This window comes from Aurantiacibacter arachoides, from assembly GCF_009827335.1.
GTDB classification, from domain to species: domain Bacteria; phylum Pseudomonadota; class Alphaproteobacteria; order Sphingomonadales; family Sphingomonadaceae; genus Alteraurantiacibacter; species Alteraurantiacibacter arachoides.
This window is the reverse complement of sequence record NZ_WTYH01000001.1, coordinates 1,521,705-1,538,162: the sequence shown is the minus strand read 5'-3', so window position 1 is coordinate 1,538,162 and position 16,458 is coordinate 1,521,705. Positions and strand designations below refer to the sequence as shown.

Genomic DNA, 16,458 nt, shown 5'->3' with positions numbered 1-16,458 from the left:
CCCTACAATCGTTGCAAAAGGCTTTCCGCAAAGTTCGTCAGCGTATCGTCGCGCGCGCCCATCACCACCACGCGGTCACCTGCGCACGCGTTCTGGACGATGAAATCGCCGCAGCCGTCGCGGGTGTTGATATGCAGGGCTTTCCCTCCGGCGGCGTGGATCATGTCGACGATCCGCTCGCTGCCGACGGTGCGATCGACTGTGCCGCCGAAATAGACCGGGTCGCACAGGATGGTCAGGTCTTCGGGGCCGAGTTCCTGCGCAAAGGTTTCGGCCAGTTCGTGGCCCATCTGGCGCAAGGGGCCGTAGCCGTGCGGCTGGAAAAAGGCGAGGACGCGGCCTTCGTGCGCCTTCAACGTGCGCAGGGTGGCGCGGGCTTTTTCCGGATTGTGGCCGAAATCGTCGATTACCGTCACGCCGCTGGCGCTGGTGCCCAGCACGTCGAACCGGCGGGACAGGCCCTTGAAGCTGCCCAGTGCCGCAACCGCATCGGCCACCGGCACGCCTGCGGCATTGACGGCGGCAATGGCGGCGAGCGCGTTGGACAGGTTGTGCCGCCCCGGCATGGCGAGCGTGAGCGCGTGTTCGCTGTCGTCCCGCCGGTCCACGATCAGCGCCGCCTGCCGCGTCGGCCCTTCGGCCACGCTGCCGTCTGCCACGCCCAGCGCCGCGCAGGTATTGTCGATGCCAAAGGTGACCGGGTCGTTCGCGCGCGCCACCAGCCGGAACGCCTCGACATCGTCGGCATTGACGACGCCCCGATCCGCGCGTCCGAGGAAATCGCCGAACAGTGCGCGCAATTCGTCCATGCTCTTGTGATCGAGGCTAACGTTGAGAAGAAGCGCCACCGTGGGCTGGTAGAGCGCGATGGATCCGTCGCTTTCGTCCACCTCGGACACAAAGGTATCGCCGTCGCCCACCACGGCGCTGGCGAAGGGGCGTTCCTCGGTGACGAAGTTCTTCATCACCGCCCCGTTCATGATGGTGGGGTGCTTGCCGGCGCTTTGCATGATCCAGCCGAGCATTGCGGTGGTCGTGCTCTTGCCGCTGGTGCCGCCCACGGCCAGCGATTGCGGCGCGGCGTTGAACAGGCGGGCGAGCAGTTCGGCACGGGTCAGCCGTTCGCAGCCAAGCTCTTTTGCGCGGGCAACCTCGGGCACCGTGTCCTCGATCGCGGCACTGGCGACCAGCACCTGCGCAGCCGAGGTGATGCCGCTGCCATCCTGCGGGAACAGCGCGAAGCCCTGCCGTTCCAGCGCGGCAAATTTCTCCGGCGTGCGTCCCTGGTCGAAACTGCGGTCGGACCCTGCAACCTCGCCGCCCATGCCCTTCACGATCTGCGCCAGCGGCAGCATGCCGGAGCCGCCGATACCGCAGAAAAAATAGGGGTGGGCGACGGCGTCGGTGTGCTGAATCATGGGGATGTGCCTATGCGGGCGGTGGCGCTTTGTGAAGCGGATGTTAGGGAAGGGCGACCATGACCACGCGTGTCGCCCTCGTCTGCCCCGGAAAGCCCATCCGCCGCGACCGCGCAGATGCCGTGCTCGCGCTGGCGGCGACGGAATTTCCGGCCGTCGATCTCGCGTTCCACCCGCAGTGCTTTGTCGAAACCGGCCATTTCGCCGGCGACGACGACCTGCGCCGCTCCGCGTTTGTCGAAGTGGCCAATGGCCCGGACATCGACGCCGTGTGGTTCGCGATGGGTGGCTACGGTGCCTGCCGCATCGCGCCAGACGCGCTGGCAGCCCTGGACGAAGCGGCGTCCGCCAAAACCTATCTCGGCTATTCGGACACGGGTATCTTGCTCGGCGGCCTCTACCGCCACGGCATCGGCCGCCCGGTCCACGGCCCGCTGGCGGGCGACATCCGGCGCAAAGGCGGCGAGGAGGCAATCCGCCGTGTGCTGCGCTTCCTCTCCGGCGAACCCGCGCCGCCCCCGCTGGATACGGCTCCGACGGTCGCCTTCAACCTGATGACGCTGGCCATGCTGGCGGGCACCGAACTGATGCCCGACCTGACGGGCCACGTGGTGATGGTGGAGGAGGTGGCCGAACATCTCTACGCCGTCGATCGCCTGTTCTTTCACGTGACACAGCACCTGCGCGGCGCCGCGGGTATCCGGCTGGGCCGCGTTACCGCTGTCCCGGAAAACGACCGCCCCTTCGGCATGGACGAGGTCGCCATCGCCCAATACTGGTGCGACAGATCGGGCATCCCCTTCCTCGGCCGCGCCGATATCGGGCACGATGCCGCCAACGCCATCGTCCCCTTCGGCGGCCCCCCCCGCAGCCTGCGCAACTGACAAGGACATCATCATGATCGCATTTCTCTTTCCCGGGCAGGGCAGCCAGAAGATCGGCATGGGGCACGATCTTGCCCAGGCCAGCAGCCATGCGCGCGAGGTATTCGAGGAAGTGGACGATGCGCTGAACCAGAAGCTGTTTGCCTTGATGGGCGATGGGCCGGAAAGCGAGCTCACCATGACCGCCAACGCCCAGCCCGCAATCATGGCCAATGCCCTGGCCGTGGTCCGCGTGCTGGAGGCGGGCGGCTTCGTCCTGTCCGAAAAGGGCGCGGCGGTGGCCGGGCACTCGCTGGGCGAATACTCGGCGCTCGCCAGCGTCGGCGCGTTTGACCTGGCGTCCACCGCCCGGTTGCTGCGCACGCGCGGTATCGCCATGCAGGACGCGGTGCCCATCGGCGTCGGCGGGATGTGCGCGCTGCTGGGCGCTGACCTCGACAAGGCGCAGGCGCTGGCCGATGCGGCCGCGCAGGGGCCCCTCGCGGGAGGCGCAGACAGCGTGTGCGAGGTCGCCAACGACAACGATCCGGGGCAGGTGGTGCTCTCCGGCCACCTCGCCGCGATCGACCGCGCGGTTGAGCTCGCCAAGGAACACGGCATCAAGCGCGCGATCAAGCTGCCCGTTTCGGCGCCCTTCCACTGCTCGCTGATGCAGCCGGCGGCACAGCGCATGCGAACCGCGCTTGGCAACATGCCGCCCGCCGCGTTCCGCCTGCCCGTCTACTCCAACGTGACCGCCGCGCCGGTGACCGATCCTGCCGAGGAACAGCGCCTGCTGGTCGAGCAGATCACCGGCCGCGTGCGCTGGCGCGAAAGCGTGGCGGCCATGCACGCGGCAGGGACCACGCATTTCGTCGAACTGGGCGGCAAGGTTGTCGGCCCGATGGTGAAGAAGATCGCACCCGATGCGATGATAACCAGCGTCGTCGGCATGGAGGACATCGAGGCTTTGGCCAAGACCATCTGATCGACCGCGGGGCAGCAACTGTAAATCCCGCGTTCAGGTGGCGGGCGCAAATTTTGCCACACTGTAACGCCGGGCCTTAGGGGAGAGCCTCATGCAGTTGCCGATCCGTGCACCACTGACCTTCGTCATCGCCGCGAGCGTGCTCGCAGCATGCCAATCGACCGGTCCCGGGGAACGGGCACAGAGCGCCAGCGACTTGTCTGGAGAGGGACTGGAAGCTTTCGACAGCGAAGCCAGCTTCGAACGCTTCGTCGCGCGCATTCAGGGCCTGCAACAGGAAAGGGACGCGGCGATCGTGGTAACGGGTTCGTCAGTCAACGGGCCGGTGCCCCCGCCGCCGCCCCCGCCCCCACCGCCCCCGCCGCCACCCCCAGCCATGGCAGCTCCGGCAATGGACTCGGCCGTTTCATCGCCTGAGCAGATTACCAACACCCAGGAGGCCAGCGTCGACGAAGGCGCCATCGTCAAGGATGCGGGCGACTATCTCGTCATCCTGCGGCGCGGGCGGATCTTCACCGTCCGGCATGGCGGAGACATGCTGCGACCCGCCGGCCAGGTCGATGCCTTTCCGCCCGGCGCCTACAACCAGGGCACCTGGTACGACGAGATGCTGGTGCGCGGCGACCAGGTCGTCGTGGTCGGCTACAGCTACGGCAATTTCGGCACCGAGATCAGCCGCTTCCGGCTCGGCGCGGACGGTTCGCTGACCTACCGCGACACCCATTACCTGCGATCCGGCGATTATTATTCGTCGAGCAACTACGCCAGCCGCATGATCGGCGACGAGCTGATCTTCTACGCGCCTGTCCCCCTGAACTGGGCGGACTGGCGATCGTCGATGCCGGCGCTGCGCCGGGGCGGGGCCGGGGGCGAGGCCGTCGCGCTGGTCGAACCGCAGGACATCTACATCACCGAAGGAATGCGCCGGGGGAAGGTCGTGCCACAGATCGCGCACACGGTGACGCGCTGCGATCTGTCCGCCGCCGAACTCGACTGCGATGCCACTGCCGTGCTCGGCAGCTGGAGCCGTACGTTCTACGTATCGCCTGGTTCGGTCTATGTCTGGACCTCGCCGCTCGCCCGCGGGAACACCGGCATCGCGGCGGTGCCCGGCCAGCTCTACCGCCTGCCGCTCGACGGGTCGCGCCCCGGATCGGTGCCGGTCGACGGCGCACCGATCGACCAGTTCTCCTTTACCGAAGATGCCCGCGACGGTGTGCTGCGCGTGGTCCTGCGGGGCGAGGGCAACGGCGACAGCATGTGGGGCAGCGAGTTCTCTGGCGGCGAGTTGGGCCTGCTGACCGTGCCGCTCGCCGCCTTTACCGACGGCACCCGCGAACTGCCGCAGCGCGCCTTGCGCGAATTGCCGCCGGTGGCAGGCTACCGCTTCCACAACCGCTTCGTGGGCGACTACCTGCTGTACGCGGCAGCAAACTACGGCGACGAGAACGACGCGCGCTTCTTCTATGCCGCGCCGGTCGACGGGCGCGAGGCGCAGCGCATCGAATTGACGCACGGCGTCACCCGTTTCGACGTGATGGGCAGCGATGCCATTGCCATCGGGCCGGGCCGCGGCAATGCGCTGGGCTTTTCGGCAGTGTCCCTGGGCGAGCAGGCACGGGTCGAGGACACCTACCTGCTTCCCGCCGCGAGCGAGGGCGAGGTGCGCAGCCAGGCCTTTTTCTACCGCGCCGACCCCGGTTCGCCCGATGGCATCTCGGGCACTCTCGGCCTCCCCGTCAGTCGCACGCGCACGGGCAGCGGGGGCGAGTTCCTGGGCAATGGTTCTGCCATATTCTTCCTGCGCCGCGACGATCGCCAGTTCACGCCCGCCGGTGATCTCGAGAGCCGGGCCAAGGCGGGCACAGACGATGGCTGCGTTGCGAGCTGCGTCGACTGGTACGGCAATGCGCGCCCCATCTTCCTGCGCAATCGCATCTTCGCCCTGCTCGGTTACGAACTGGTCGAGGGCGAACTGGACGGCGGCCGCATCCGCGAACGGCGACGCACGAATTTCACGCCGCGCGGACCCGCACAAGGGACGCAGGATTGACCCCGACGCCATGAGGCGCAAGAGCACCGGCCAACTGATTGGAGATGGATCGATGTTCTCACTCGTAGGAATGAACGCCCTCGTTACCGGCGCCAGCGGCGGGATCGGCTCGGCGATTGCACGGGCGCTCGCAGCGCAAGGGGCGCGGCTGGCGCTCTCCGGCTCGAACGGCGGCAAGCTGCGCGCCTTTCGCGAGGAGTTGAACGGCCAGTCCGCGCAGCACGAGCATGACGGCCATGTCGAGATCACCTGCAATCTTTCGGACACCACGCAGGTCGAGGAGCTGGTGCCCGCCGCCGTCGATACCCTTGGTCGCATCGACATCCTGGTGAACAACGCCGGCATCACCCGCGACAACCTCGCCATGCGGATGAAGGATGACGAGTGGGACGACGTTATCCGTGTCAACCTGGAGGCCGCCTTCCGCCTGATGCGCGCCAGCGTGCGCCCGATGATGAAGGCGCGCTTCGGGCGGATCGTCAACATCACCAGCGTCGTCGGCACCACGGGCAATCCCGGCCAGATGAATTACACCGCCGCCAAGGCGGGCCTCGTCGGCATGTCGAAGAGCCTCGCGCAGGAAGTCGCCAGCCGCAACATCACGGTGAACTGCGTGGCGCCCGGCTTCATCCGATCCGCGATGACCGAGGCGCTGGACGACAAGCAGAAGGGCGCCATTACGTCCCGCATCCCCATGGCGCGCATGGGCGAGGGCGAGGACATCGGCGCCGCCGTTGCCTACCTCGCCAGCCGCGAGGCGAGCTATGTCACCGGCCAGGTGCTGCACGTGAACGGCGGCATGGCGATGCTAGGGTAGGCACGGTCTCGGAACGGACCAAGGGTCCGCAAGGGCGGCCGCCCGCCCGGACCGGCCCCGCAGGGAACAGCCGGGAGGACAAGGCCGCGGAGCCGGCCTTGCTGAAGGACCATCCTAGTTTTCCCCAAGGAATCGGGTGTTCCCCCTCCGTTTCCTTGCCCGTATCCGCCCTGTCGCTAAGGGTAATCCGGCAATTTACCGGCGCTGGCGGGCGATTCCGGGGTATCCCGGTCACCTACCGATTTCCCGCGGCGCACGAATGGGGAAAAACTTGCGATGAAGGTCACCATCGAACGCGCCGAGTTGCTGCGGAGCCTGAGCCACGTGCAGAGCGTGGTGGAGCGACGCAACACCATCCCGATCCTGTCGAACGTGCTGATCGAGGCGAGCGACGATGGCCATGTGCGCATCATGGCAACCGATCTGGACCTGCAGGTGATCGACAACCTGCGCGCCAATCGCGTGGACAGCGCGGGCGCGATCACCGTTTCCGCGCACCTGCTGTTCGATATCGCCCGCAAGCTTCCCGACGGCAGCGAGGTGAGCCTCGATTGCTCGGACAACCGCATGGAAATCAAGGCCGGCCGCAGCCGGTTCAAGCTGCCGACCCTGCCGCGTGATGACTTCCCGGTCATCGTCGAAGGCGACCTGCCGACCAGTTTCGAAGTGCCCGCCAAGACGCTGGCCGAACTGATCGACCGCACCCGCTTCGCCATCTCCACCGAGGAGACACGCTATTACCTGAACGGCATCTTCCTCCACGTCTCGGACGAGGATGGCGGCGTGATGAAGGCGGCGGCAACCGACGGCCACCGCCTGGCCCGCTTCACGCTGGCGCGCCCCGCCGGCGCAGAAGGCATGCCTGACGTCATCGTGCCGCGAAAGGCCGTGGCCGAACTGCGCAAGCTGCTGGAAGAGGCGCACGAGGGCAACGTGCAGGTCGATCTCAGCCCCAGCAAGATCCGTTTCACGCTGGGCGGCGAGGGCGGGGTGGTGCTGACCAGCAAGCTGATCGACGGCACCTTTCCCGATTACAGCCGCGTGATCCCGACCGGCAACGACAAGCTGCTGCGGGTCGATCCCAAGAGCCTGTTCGCCGGCGTCGACCGCGTGGCCACCATCGCCACCGAAAAGACCCGCGCCGTCAAGATGGGGCTTGAAGCCGACAAGGTGACGCTGACCGTCACCAGCCCCGACAACGGCAACGCGGTGGAAGAAGTCAGCTCGCAGTACGCCTCCGATCCCATGGAGATCGGCTTCAACGCCGGCTACCTGAAGGACATCCTTGCCCAGCTCGGCAACGATACGGTGGAGCTCCACTTCGCCGACGCCGGCGCGCCCACGCTGATCCGCGAGAACGAGAAGAGCGCGGCGCTTTACGTGCTGATGCCGATGCGGGTTTGATTCGTGACCAGCCCGGACTTGTTCCGGGCCGGTGCTCTTTCCGCGGCGGAAACAAAATGGCCTTGTCCTTGCAGAAGCCTGTCTTGGGCCAAGGCCAAAAGAGGCTAGTCGCAAGTAATTTGCAGGGGTGCGAAACCAAGGTCCTCGGTCAGATGCGGCCAGGCAGATGGGTTGTGACGCCGGTGAACAGCATCCTTCGACAATGGTTGGCGAGGATTAGAAACGCATGGTGAAAAGCTTCGAGCCCATTTGAGAAAGCGTCGGCCCGGAACAGGTCCGGTCTGACCGGCTAGGTGCCCAGCGCCCTGATCATGGCCTCGATATCGACGAACTTCTCGCGCGGTGAGCCGTCGCGCGCGGCGCGTTCTTCGGCTTTCTCGATACGCTTCCAGTCCTTGAAGGTCACGATGTCCAGTCCGCGCTCCGCGGCCAGCGCGTCAAAGCCGGCGCGGCCTTGCTTGCCGCCGTTGCCCAGGGTGCCCGCCGCCACGTCCTCGGTGATGGCGTCGATGATGGCGAAACCGTCGGGCTTGTTGGTGCCGATCGTGCCCGATGGACCGCGCCGCGCCCAGCCGACGCAGTAGAGCCCCGGCAGGATCCGCCCGCCATCGTTGGCGAAGCGGCCCTCGCGCGCGTCGAACGGCACACCGGGGATGGGGTGGGTGCGATAGCCGATGCAACTGACGACCATGTCGGCGCGCAGCCGCTCCACTTCGCCCGTGCCCACCGCGCGCCCGCGTTCGAGCACGGTGCGCTCGACCTCGATGGCCTCCACCTTGCCCTCTCCGATCAGCGCGACGGGCTGGGCGAAGAAGGCGAATTCGATGGCGACGGGTTTCTCCGCCCGAATGTGCTCGGGCGTGGCTGCGTACTCGCGGATCAGGGTGACAGACTTGCGCAGCCCCGGCTCCAGCAACGCGTCTTCGCCGGCGTCGGGCAAATCGCGTGGATCGACATGTGGGGCGGCACGTTCGAGATGGCCAAGCTCTCCCAGTTCCTTGGGCGTCATCATGATCTGGTGCGGCCCGCGCCGGCCGAGGATGACCACGCGCTCTATCCGGCTGGCTTCCAGCGCCTGATAGGCATGGGCCACGATGTCGCTGGATGCGAGTTCGGCCGGCGTCTTGGCCAGGATGCGCGCCACGTCGAGAGCGACGTTGCCCATCCCGATTACCACCGCGGTTCCGCCCGAAAGATCGGGATCGAGCCGGGCAAATTGCGGATGGCCGTTGTACCAGCCGACAAAGGCAGCGCTGCCGAAGACATTGCCGAGGTCCGCCCCCGGCAGGCCGAGTTCGCGGTCGCTCGGCGCGCCCGTCGCCAGCACGACCGCATCGTAAAGCCGCTGCAATTCGGCCACCTGCACATCGCGGCCAACAGCCACGTTGCCGACGAAGCGGACATGGTCGGTGAGCGCTGTCTTCTCGTACCGGCGCGCCACGCCCTTGATCGACTGGTGATCGGGCGCAACGCCGGTGCGGATCAGGCCGTAGGGCACCGGCAGCATGTCGAAGATATCGATGCGCACATCCTCGCCAAAGGCCTTTTGCGCGGCCTCGGCAGTGTAATAACCGGCCGGCCCGGACCCGATGATAGCGATATGCCGCATGTCGTCTCCCGCCCGTCTGCGCAAAGCACCGCAGCCCCCATCGACCTTAACCATTTCGAGCGCCACGGCAATGGAGGCGAGGGGGCGGGTCGCGAGAGCTCGCCCCAGGGAATTGTTCGCACCGGGTTAACGGTTCTCCAAGGGGTTTGCGCCAAGAGGGCGTGATGAATCGTGCCACCCGTCTGGTCCGGCAACAGGCAGCGCAATCGCCCGCGTCCACGGGCGAGCAGGCGCGTTCGCCTGCGCCGCTGCCCAAGCCTGAGCCCAGGCCCAAGCCTGCGCCTGCCAGACTGGTGACAAGGCTGGCTGCGCGGCGGACCGACGCCCCCCGACAGGACGAAGTTTCAATTGGCGAGGCCGATGGGGTGCGCCCGCGGGGCGATCTCGACCGGCGCGATCGCGCGCGTCGCACACCCGAGCTGGAGCGCGCATTCAACTCCCCCACGCTGTTCAATCCGCACCGTCACTGGTTCCCACGCCAGTGGCCATACCTGGTGCTGAGCATGATCGCGACGATCGCGATCTGCGTGATCGCGGCCGAAAAATCGCCTCGCATAACCACCTGGGCCATCCTGACCTGCGGCATCCTGTGCGCCACGACAGTGCAAAAGGTGCACGACATCGTGCTGGAGCGCGGCCGTTATGCCAAGGCGCTGGGATTGCTGGCCGTGGTGGTGGTGCCGATGTTCCTGTTCGGGCTGGGCCTGACCATCTGGGCGCGCAACGGGGGGATCGGCTGGGACGTCGCGCTCGCGGGTCTGCTGTGCGTCAGCGGTATCGCCACCGCCTATCTGCGCCGCCAGCCGGCCGCGATCTTCGCCGCGCAATTGGCGTTGTGGACTGCTGCGGTGACGATCCATTCCTCGCTAGCAGGCGGGTTGGGGCTGCTGGTCGGCTTCGTTGTCGCCGGCCTCGTCACCCGCGAACAGCTTGCCAGCCAGCGCAGCGAGGACGACCGGCTCGACGCGCAGGAACGGGCGATGACCAGGGCGCGCGACATTCTCGCGGATTACGAGGAGACCGGACAGGGCTGGTTCTGGGAAACCGACCGGCGCGCGCTGCTCACCTACGTCTCGCCGCCTGTGTCCAAGGCGTTGAAGCGCAACCCCGACAGGGTCCTGGGGCAGCCGCTGACCTGCCTGTTCGACCTCAACGATACCGGCGAGGAAGGGGAACGCACGCTGAAGTTCCATCTGTCCGCCCGCTCCGCCTTCGGCGAGTTGCCGGTTCGCGCCGCGATCGAGCACGAGGAGCGCTGGTGGTCGATCACCGGCCGCCCGATCTTCGACCAGTTCGACAATTTCGTCGGCTTCCGCGGCTCGGGGACCGACCTCACCGAAAGGCGTCGCAGCCAGGAGCAGGCGAACCGCCTGGCACGCTACGATGCGCTGACGGGGCTCGCCAATCGCTTTCAGATGTCACAGGCGCTTGAGCGTATCCTGGATGCGCCGATGGAGGCGCACCGGCACTGCGCGATCCTGCTGCTCGATCTCGACCGTTTCAAGCAGGTCAACGATACCATGGGCCATCCCGCGGGCGATGCATTGCTGAAGCATGTGTCCGCGCGGTTGGAACGGGCCGTGGCCACCATGGGGCAGGTCGGCCGACTGGGCGGCGACGAGTTCAAGGTGATCGTGCCCTCCGGCGTCGAAGGCGAAAAGCTGGCCGAGCTGGCGAGCGAGATCATCCATTCGCTGTCGCAACCCTATTCCATCGATGGCCAGCGCGTTGTGATCGGCGCTTCGGTGGGCATCGCCATGGCGCCTGAACACGGCGACAATTCGGAAGAACTCATCCGCAACGCCGACCTGGCGCTTTACGCGGCAAAGGACGGCGGGCGCGGGCGATACCATTTCTACTCGGAAGATCTGCATGCCGAGGCCGATGCGCGCGCCAAGCTGGAGGAGGATCTGCGCGACGCGATCACCAGGGGAGAGCTGACGCTGCACTACCAGCCCGTCGTGTCGCTGGCGACGGACCGGATTTCCGGTTTCGAGGCGCTGCTGCGCTGGCATCACCCGGTCAAGGGCTGGATCCCGCCCGATCGTTTCGTCGCCATTGCGGAGGACAGCGGCCTGATCCAGCCGATCGGCGAATGGGCCCTGCGCCAGGCTTGCAGCGATCTCGCCCAGTGGCCCGAAGAGGTGCGCGTTGCCGTCAACGTCTCGCCCGTGCAGTTTTCCAACGTGCAACTGCCGACCATCGTCGCCAATGCCATCGCCCGGGCGGGCGTCAGCGCCTCGCGGCTGGAGCTGGAGATCACCGAAAGCGTGTTCTTGGGCGATGACGAGGGCACCGATGCCATGTTCGCCGCGCTCAAGCGCATCGGCGTGCGGCTGGCGCTCGACGATTTCGGGACCGGCTATTCCTCGCTCGGCTATCTGAAGAAGGCGCCGTTCGACAAGATCAAGATCGACCAGAGCTTCGTGCGCGGCATGACCGAGGAAGGCAGCCGGAATGGCGCGATCATTTCCTCCATCACGAGCCTTGCCCAGTCGCTGGGCATGGACACCACGGCCGAGGGCGTCGAAACGCATGACGAGCTGAACCTCATCCGGATGCACGGTTGCAGCCACGTACAGGGCTACATCTTCGACAAGGCGCTCGATTTCGAAGCCGCCAACGCGCGGCTTGCCGTCGGCCTGCAGGCCTTTGCCAAGGGGCCCAAGTCCAACAGGTCGCCGCGCCAGACAATGCTGCGCAGGGTCGTGCTCGATCACAACGGACACCTCTACAACGGTCGGATACGCAACATTTCAACGACCGGCGCCATGATCGAAGGGCTGTGGAACGTGCCGGCCGGCACCATCTTCAACGTCCAGATCTCGCAGAATTTTTCGGTGGTTTGCACGACCCGATGGAGCGCGGGTGAGCGCATGGGGGTGGAGTTCGCCAACCCGTTGCAGCGTGACGTTTCGGGACAGATCAGCGCGATCCAGGGCAAGGCGCCGCGCCATGTCGACGACGAGGAGGGCGACGCCACGGCGGGGGGGAATTTGGCCGCATCGGCTTAGCGGTTTGGTAAGCTTGTATCGTTAAAATGGGATTCAGGTTTGGGGCCACGGGCCTCGCGTCGCCTCCGGGCGGCAAAATGGAGAGGCGAATGGGCGTTCGCGGCATGTTCAGGACCTTTGGCGGCCAGGGTGCCGATCCGGTTCGCGTGCCCGACGCCGAGGCGGCCGCTGCCGCCGTCCCCGGCTTCAGGGAAGCGGACAGGCTGGCCTTGCTGGACAGCTTCGAGCAGGCGGGCATTGCCTGGCTCTGGGCCACGGACGCCGAGAGCCGACTCACCTATCTCTCTCCCATGGCAGTCGGCCAGGTCGCAGGTGGCGATCCGGTCATCGGCCGCCCGCTCGGCACTTTGTTCGAAACCGTCCACGATACCGAGCATGCGGATCGCACGCGCCCCCTGTCATTCCTGCTGAGCGCGCGCACGACATTTTCCGACCTTTCGGTGCGCCTGCTACACGCGCAGGGATCGGGCAGCCAATCCGGGGCCGAGGTGTGGTGGAACATCACCGGCAAGCCTCATTTCGACGGCAACCGGAACTTCGTCGGCTATCGCGGCAGCGCGAAAGACGTCACTGCCAGCTATCAGCAGCAGCGCGACAGTTCGCGCCTGGCCGAATACGATTCGTTGACCGGCCTCGCCAACCGTCACCGGATGAACCGGCGCCTGCAGGCGATCCTTACGGCCTACAAGGTCGAAAAACGCAGTTGCGCGCTGGTGATGCTCGATCTCGACCGGTTCAAGGCGGTGAACGACACGCTCGGCCATCCGGCGGGCGACGAGCTGCTGCGGCAGGTTTCCCAGCGGCTGCAGCGCATCGTGCCCGAGGGGGCCGAAGTGGGCCGGCTGGGCGGCGACGAATTCCAGATCCTGCTACCCGACATCGACGATCGCGGGCGGCTGGGCGACATTGCCAACCGGATCATCCAGATGATCTCGCAGCCCTATTCGATCGAAGGAAGCCGGGCCACCATCGGCACGTCCGTCGGCGTCGCCGTGGCGCCCTACGACGGGGTCGAGCCGGCGGAGCTGGTGAAGGCAGCAGACCTTGCCCTGTATGCGGCCAAGGGTGGCGGACGCGGGCAATTCCGTTTCTATTCCAACGACCTGAAGGAAACCGCCGAGGATCGCCGCGAGATCGAGGAAGACCTGCGCGACGCGCTGGCCCGGGGCGAACTGGAAATGCACTATCAACCCGTGGTCGGATCGCGCGACCACACCGTGCGCGGGTTCGAGGCGCTGATGCGCTGGAATCATCCCGAACGCGGCGTCATCGGGCCCGGCGTGTTCATTCCCATTGCAGAGGAAAGCAGTCTGATCGCCGAGCTTGGCGAATGGGCGCTGCGCCAGGCATGCAGGGACGCCGCCGAATGGCCCGCCGACCTGACAGTGTCCGTCAACGTATCGGCCCAGCAGTTCGCCAACGAGGATCTGCCCACGGTCGTCTCCCGCGCGCTGACGGCCGCGGGAATCGCGCCCCGGCGGCTGGAACTGGAGATCACCGAAAGCGTGTTCATGGGCGATGCCGGCACCACGGACGAGATGTTCCGCCGCCTGCGCAGGCTGGGCGTGAAACTGGCGCTGGACGATTTCGGCACCGGCTATTCGTCGCTCAGCTACCTGCGCCGGGCTCCGTTCGACAAGATCAAGATCGACCAGAGTTTCATTCGCGGTTGCAGCGAACCCGACAATTCGAACACCGCCATCATCACCGCCATCGTCTCCTTGGCAAAGGCCATGAAGATGACCACCACGGCAGAGGGGGTGGAGGCGATGGACGAACTGGAGACGATCGCCGGGCTCGATGCCGACCTGATGCAAGGCTTCATCTTTTCGCGCGCGGTTTCGCACCAGGATGTGATGGACAAGCTGGAAAGCGGCGAACTGCGCTACGAGCCCATCGGTCCGGCCAAGCACCGCGCCGACCGTCGCACGCTGTTCCGCCGCGTGGGCGTGATCCACGAAGATCATCATTACACCGCCATGCTGCGCGACCTGTCGCGCACCGGCGCGCGGATCGAAGGCCTGGTGGATGTGCCGGTGGGGACGCAACTGGTGCTCGATCTTGGCGAAGGGCAACTGGTCGTCGGCATGGTCAAGCGGGCGCAGGACGCGACGCAGGGCCTGTCGTTCGAAACCCCGCTGGTGAGCGACGGGGCAGGCGGGCTGTGTACGCGGCACCGCGTGTCGCCCTATATGCTCGCGTCCGCCGGAATGCCGCTGCAGGCGCTGCCCGCGGGGCACTACACCCCCCCGATTGAGCGCCGCGCCGCACATTCGCGTCCGCGTTTCCTGCAGGTGGACATCACCATGGGTTCAAGCCGCGCGGGTTAGAATTGCAGGGGAGGGTCGACCCGGCTAGAGGGCCGCCATGTCTACCGACCTTTCGCTGATCCGCAATTTCAGCATTATCGCCCATATCGACCACGGCAAGTCCACCCTGGCAGATCGTCTCATCCAGGCGACGGGCGGGCTGACCGACCGCGAGATGAGCGAGCAGGTGCTCGACAACATGGATATCGAGAAAGAGCGCGGCATCACCATCAAGGCGCAGACCGTGCGCCTGAACTATACCGCGAAGGACGGGAAGACCTACGAGCTCAATCTCATGGACACCCCCGGCCATGTCGACTTCGCCTACGAGGTCAGCCGCAGCCTTGCAGCGTGCGAGGGCGCGTTGCTGGTGGTGGACGCGGCACAGGGGGTGGAGGCGCAGACGCTCGCCAACGTCTACCAGTCGATCGAGCACGATCACGAGATCGTGCCCGTCATTAACAAGATCGACCTTCCCGCCGCCGAGCCGGAAAAGGTCAAGCTGGAGATCGAGGAGATAATCGGCCTCGACGCCAGCGAGGCGGTGCTCACCTCTGCCAAGAGCGGCATCGGCATCGTCGAGGTGCTGGAGGCCGTGGTCGCCAAGATTCCTCCGCCGACGGGCGACCGCGACCGGCCGCTGAAGGCCATGCTGGTCGATAGCTGGTACGATCCGTATCTGGGTGTGGTCATCCTCGTGCGGGTGATCGACGGCGTGCTGAAGAAGGGCCTCGAGGTCAAATTCATGCAGGGCGGCACGCAGCACCTGGTGGATCGTGTCGGCTGTTTTACCCCGAAGCGCACCGATCTGCCGGACATCGGACCGGGCGAAATCGGCTTCATCACCGCGCAGATCAAGGAGGTGGAGCAGGCCCGCGTCGGCGATACCATCACCACCGTGAAGAACGGGGCGACAGAGGCGCTGAAAGGCTACAAGGAAGTGCAGCCGGTGGTCTTCTGCGGCCTGTTCCCGGTCGATGCGGCGGACTTCGAAAAGCTGCGCGAAAGCATCGGCAAGCTGCGCCTGAACGATGCCAGCTTCACCTACGAGGCGGAGAGCAGCGCGGCGCTGGGATTTGGCTTTCGCGCCGGTTTCCTGGGGCTGCTGCACCTGGAAATCATCCAGGAACGGCTGACGCGCGAATACGACCTCGATCTCATCACCACCGCTCCATCGGTGGTCTATCGTATCCAGCTGAGCAAGTCGCGGACGGACCCGGCGGCCGAGATCCTGCTGCACAACCCCGCCGACTATCCCGATCCCAACCGGATCGACCGCATCGACGAACCGTGGATCAGGGCGGTCATCTACACGCCCGACGAATACCTCGGCTCCATCCTCAAGCTGTGCCAGGACCGGCGCGGCGTGCAGATCGACCTTACCTACGTCGGCGGACGCGCGCAGGTCACGTACGAGCTGCCGCTGAACGAAGTGGTGTTCGATTTCTACGATCGGCTGAAGAGCATCAGCCGCGGCTATGCCAGCTTCGATTACGAACAGATCGGCCTTCGCGAGGGCGACCTGGTGAAGATGAGCATCCTGGTCAACAACGAGCCGGTCGATGCGCTATCCATGATCGTCCACCGCGACGTGGCCGAGGCGCGTGGACGCGGCATGTGCGAGCGGCTGAAGGACCTCATCCCCCGCCACCTGTTCAAGGTGCCGATCCAGGCCGCGATCGGCGGCAAGGTGATCGCCCGCGAGACTATCGCCGCGCTGCGCAAGGACGTGACCGCCAAGTGTTATGGCGGCGACATCAGCCGCAAGAAAAAGCTGCTCGACAAGCAGAAGAAGGGCAAGGCCAAGATGCGCGAGTACGGCAACGTCAGCATCCCGCAGGAAGCCTTCATCGCGGCGCTGCGCATGGGCGAGGAGTAGGCTGCCGCTAAGCGTATTGGTCGGCCACCTCACGATACTCGGTGTCAACCCATGGCCTTGGGGCCAAATGGCGAACGAGACTTTCACGGGTCTGCGATGTGAGG

Annotated in this window: 10 protein-coding genes; 8 read left to right on the top strand and 2 right to left on the bottom strand. The window is 66.1% G+C overall.

Going from position 1 to position 16,458, the window contains the following annotated elements; genetic code table 11:
- Window positions 1-2 precede the first annotated feature (2 nt).
- Complete coding sequence (locus GRI62_RS07435; RefSeq protein ID WP_131452715.1) at window positions 3-1,418, bottom strand: glutamate ligase domain-containing protein; 1,416 nt, start codon at window positions 1,416-1,418, stop codon at window positions 3-5.
- Window positions 1,419-1,477: 59 nt separating this feature from the next.
- Here GRI62_RS07435 and GRI62_RS07430 point away from each other — a divergent pair, with 59 nt between their 5' ends.
- From GRI62_RS07430 to dnaN, 5 genes are all read left to right on the top strand, one after another.
- The gene (locus GRI62_RS07430) at window positions 1,478-2,302 is read left to right on the top strand and encodes an LD-carboxypeptidase (protein WP_131452714.1); all 825 of its coding nucleotides are present in this window, start codon (window positions 1,478-1,480) and stop codon (window positions 2,300-2,302) included.
- A gap of 13 nt (window positions 2,303-2,315) precedes the next feature.
- Window positions 2,316-3,269: an ACP S-malonyltransferase gene (gene fabD, locus GRI62_RS07425; RefSeq protein WP_131452713.1), complete on the top strand. Its 954-nt coding sequence runs from the start codon at window positions 2,316-2,318 to the stop codon at window positions 3,267-3,269.
- Window positions 3,270-3,360: 91 nt separating this feature from the next.
- Window positions 3,361-5,322 (top strand): beta-propeller domain-containing protein, encoded by a 1,962-nt coding sequence (locus tag GRI62_RS07420; RefSeq protein WP_160731842.1) that lies wholly within the window; start codon window positions 3,361-3,363, stop codon window positions 5,320-5,322.
- Between the two features lie 52 nt (window positions 5,323-5,374).
- On the top strand, window positions 5,375-6,139 hold the full coding sequence (fabG, locus tag GRI62_RS07415; protein ID WP_131452711.1) for a 3-oxoacyl-[acyl-carrier-protein] reductase: 765 nt from the start codon (window positions 5,375-5,377) through the stop codon (window positions 6,137-6,139).
- Window positions 6,140-6,415: 276 nt separating this feature from the next.
- The gene (gene dnaN / locus GRI62_RS07410) at window positions 6,416-7,543 is read left to right on the top strand and encodes a DNA polymerase III subunit beta (RefSeq protein ID WP_131452710.1); all 1,128 of its coding nucleotides are present in this window, start codon (window positions 6,416-6,418) and stop codon (window positions 7,541-7,543) included.
- Between the two features lie 289 nt (window positions 7,544-7,832).
- Here dnaN and GRI62_RS07405 read toward each other — a convergent pair whose 3' ends face one another.
- On the bottom strand, window positions 7,833-9,152 hold the full coding sequence (locus tag GRI62_RS07405) for an FAD-dependent oxidoreductase (protein ID WP_131452709.1): 1,320 nt from the start codon (window positions 9,150-9,152) through the stop codon (window positions 7,833-7,835).
- Window positions 9,153-9,316: 164 nt separating this feature from the next.
- Between GRI62_RS07405 and GRI62_RS07400 the strand changes: the two genes are divergently transcribed.
- The 3 genes from GRI62_RS07400 (at window position 9,317) to lepA (ending at window position 16,354) form a co-directional block, all read left to right on the top strand.
- Window positions 9,317-12,166, top strand: coding sequence for an EAL domain-containing protein (locus tag GRI62_RS07400; RefSeq protein ID WP_234027390.1), 2,850 nt, complete (start codon window positions 9,317-9,319; stop codon window positions 12,164-12,166).
- An 89-nt stretch (window positions 12,167-12,255) separates the two neighbouring features.
- On the top strand, window positions 12,256-14,496 hold the full coding sequence (locus GRI62_RS07395; RefSeq protein ID WP_131452708.1) for a putative bifunctional diguanylate cyclase/phosphodiesterase: 2,241 nt from the start codon (window positions 12,256-12,258) through the stop codon (window positions 14,494-14,496).
- A gap of 37 nt (window positions 14,497-14,533) precedes the next feature.
- Entirely contained in the window at window positions 14,534-16,354 is a 1,821-nt protein-coding gene (lepA, locus tag GRI62_RS07390; protein WP_131452707.1) for a translation elongation factor 4, read from the top strand.
- Window positions 16,355-16,458: the final 104 nt, after the last annotated feature.

Bases quoted from the DNA above. Each gene is read 5' to 3' on its own strand.
- GRI62_RS07435 (WP_131452715.1), bottom strand. From the start codon at position 1,418: ATGATTCAGCACACCGACGCCGTCGCCCACCCCTATTTTTTCTGCGGT.
- GRI62_RS07430 (WP_131452714.1), top strand. From the start codon at position 1,478: ATGACCACGCGTGTCGCCCTCGTCTGCCCCGGAAAGCCCATCCGCCGC.
- fabD (WP_131452713.1), top strand. From the start codon at position 2,316: ATGATCGCATTTCTCTTTCCCGGGCAGGGCAGCCAGAAGATCGGCATG.
- GRI62_RS07420 (WP_160731842.1), top strand. From the start codon at position 3,361: ATGCAGTTGCCGATCCGTGCACCACTGACCTTCGTCATCGCCGCGAGC.
- fabG (WP_131452711.1), top strand. From the start codon at position 5,375: ATGTTCTCACTCGTAGGAATGAACGCCCTCGTTACCGGCGCCAGCGGC.
- dnaN (WP_131452710.1), top strand. From the start codon at position 6,416: ATGAAGGTCACCATCGAACGCGCCGAGTTGCTGCGGAGCCTGAGCCAC.
- GRI62_RS07405 (WP_131452709.1), bottom strand. From the start codon at position 9,152: ATGCGGCATATCGCTATCATCGGGTCCGGGCCGGCCGGTTATTACACT.
- GRI62_RS07400 (WP_234027390.1), top strand. From the start codon at position 9,317: ATGAATCGTGCCACCCGTCTGGTCCGGCAACAGGCAGCGCAATCGCCC.
- GRI62_RS07395 (WP_131452708.1), top strand. From the start codon at position 12,256: ATGGGCGTTCGCGGCATGTTCAGGACCTTTGGCGGCCAGGGTGCCGAT.
- lepA (WP_131452707.1), top strand. From the start codon at position 14,534: ATGTCTACCGACCTTTCGCTGATCCGCAATTTCAGCATTATCGCCCAT.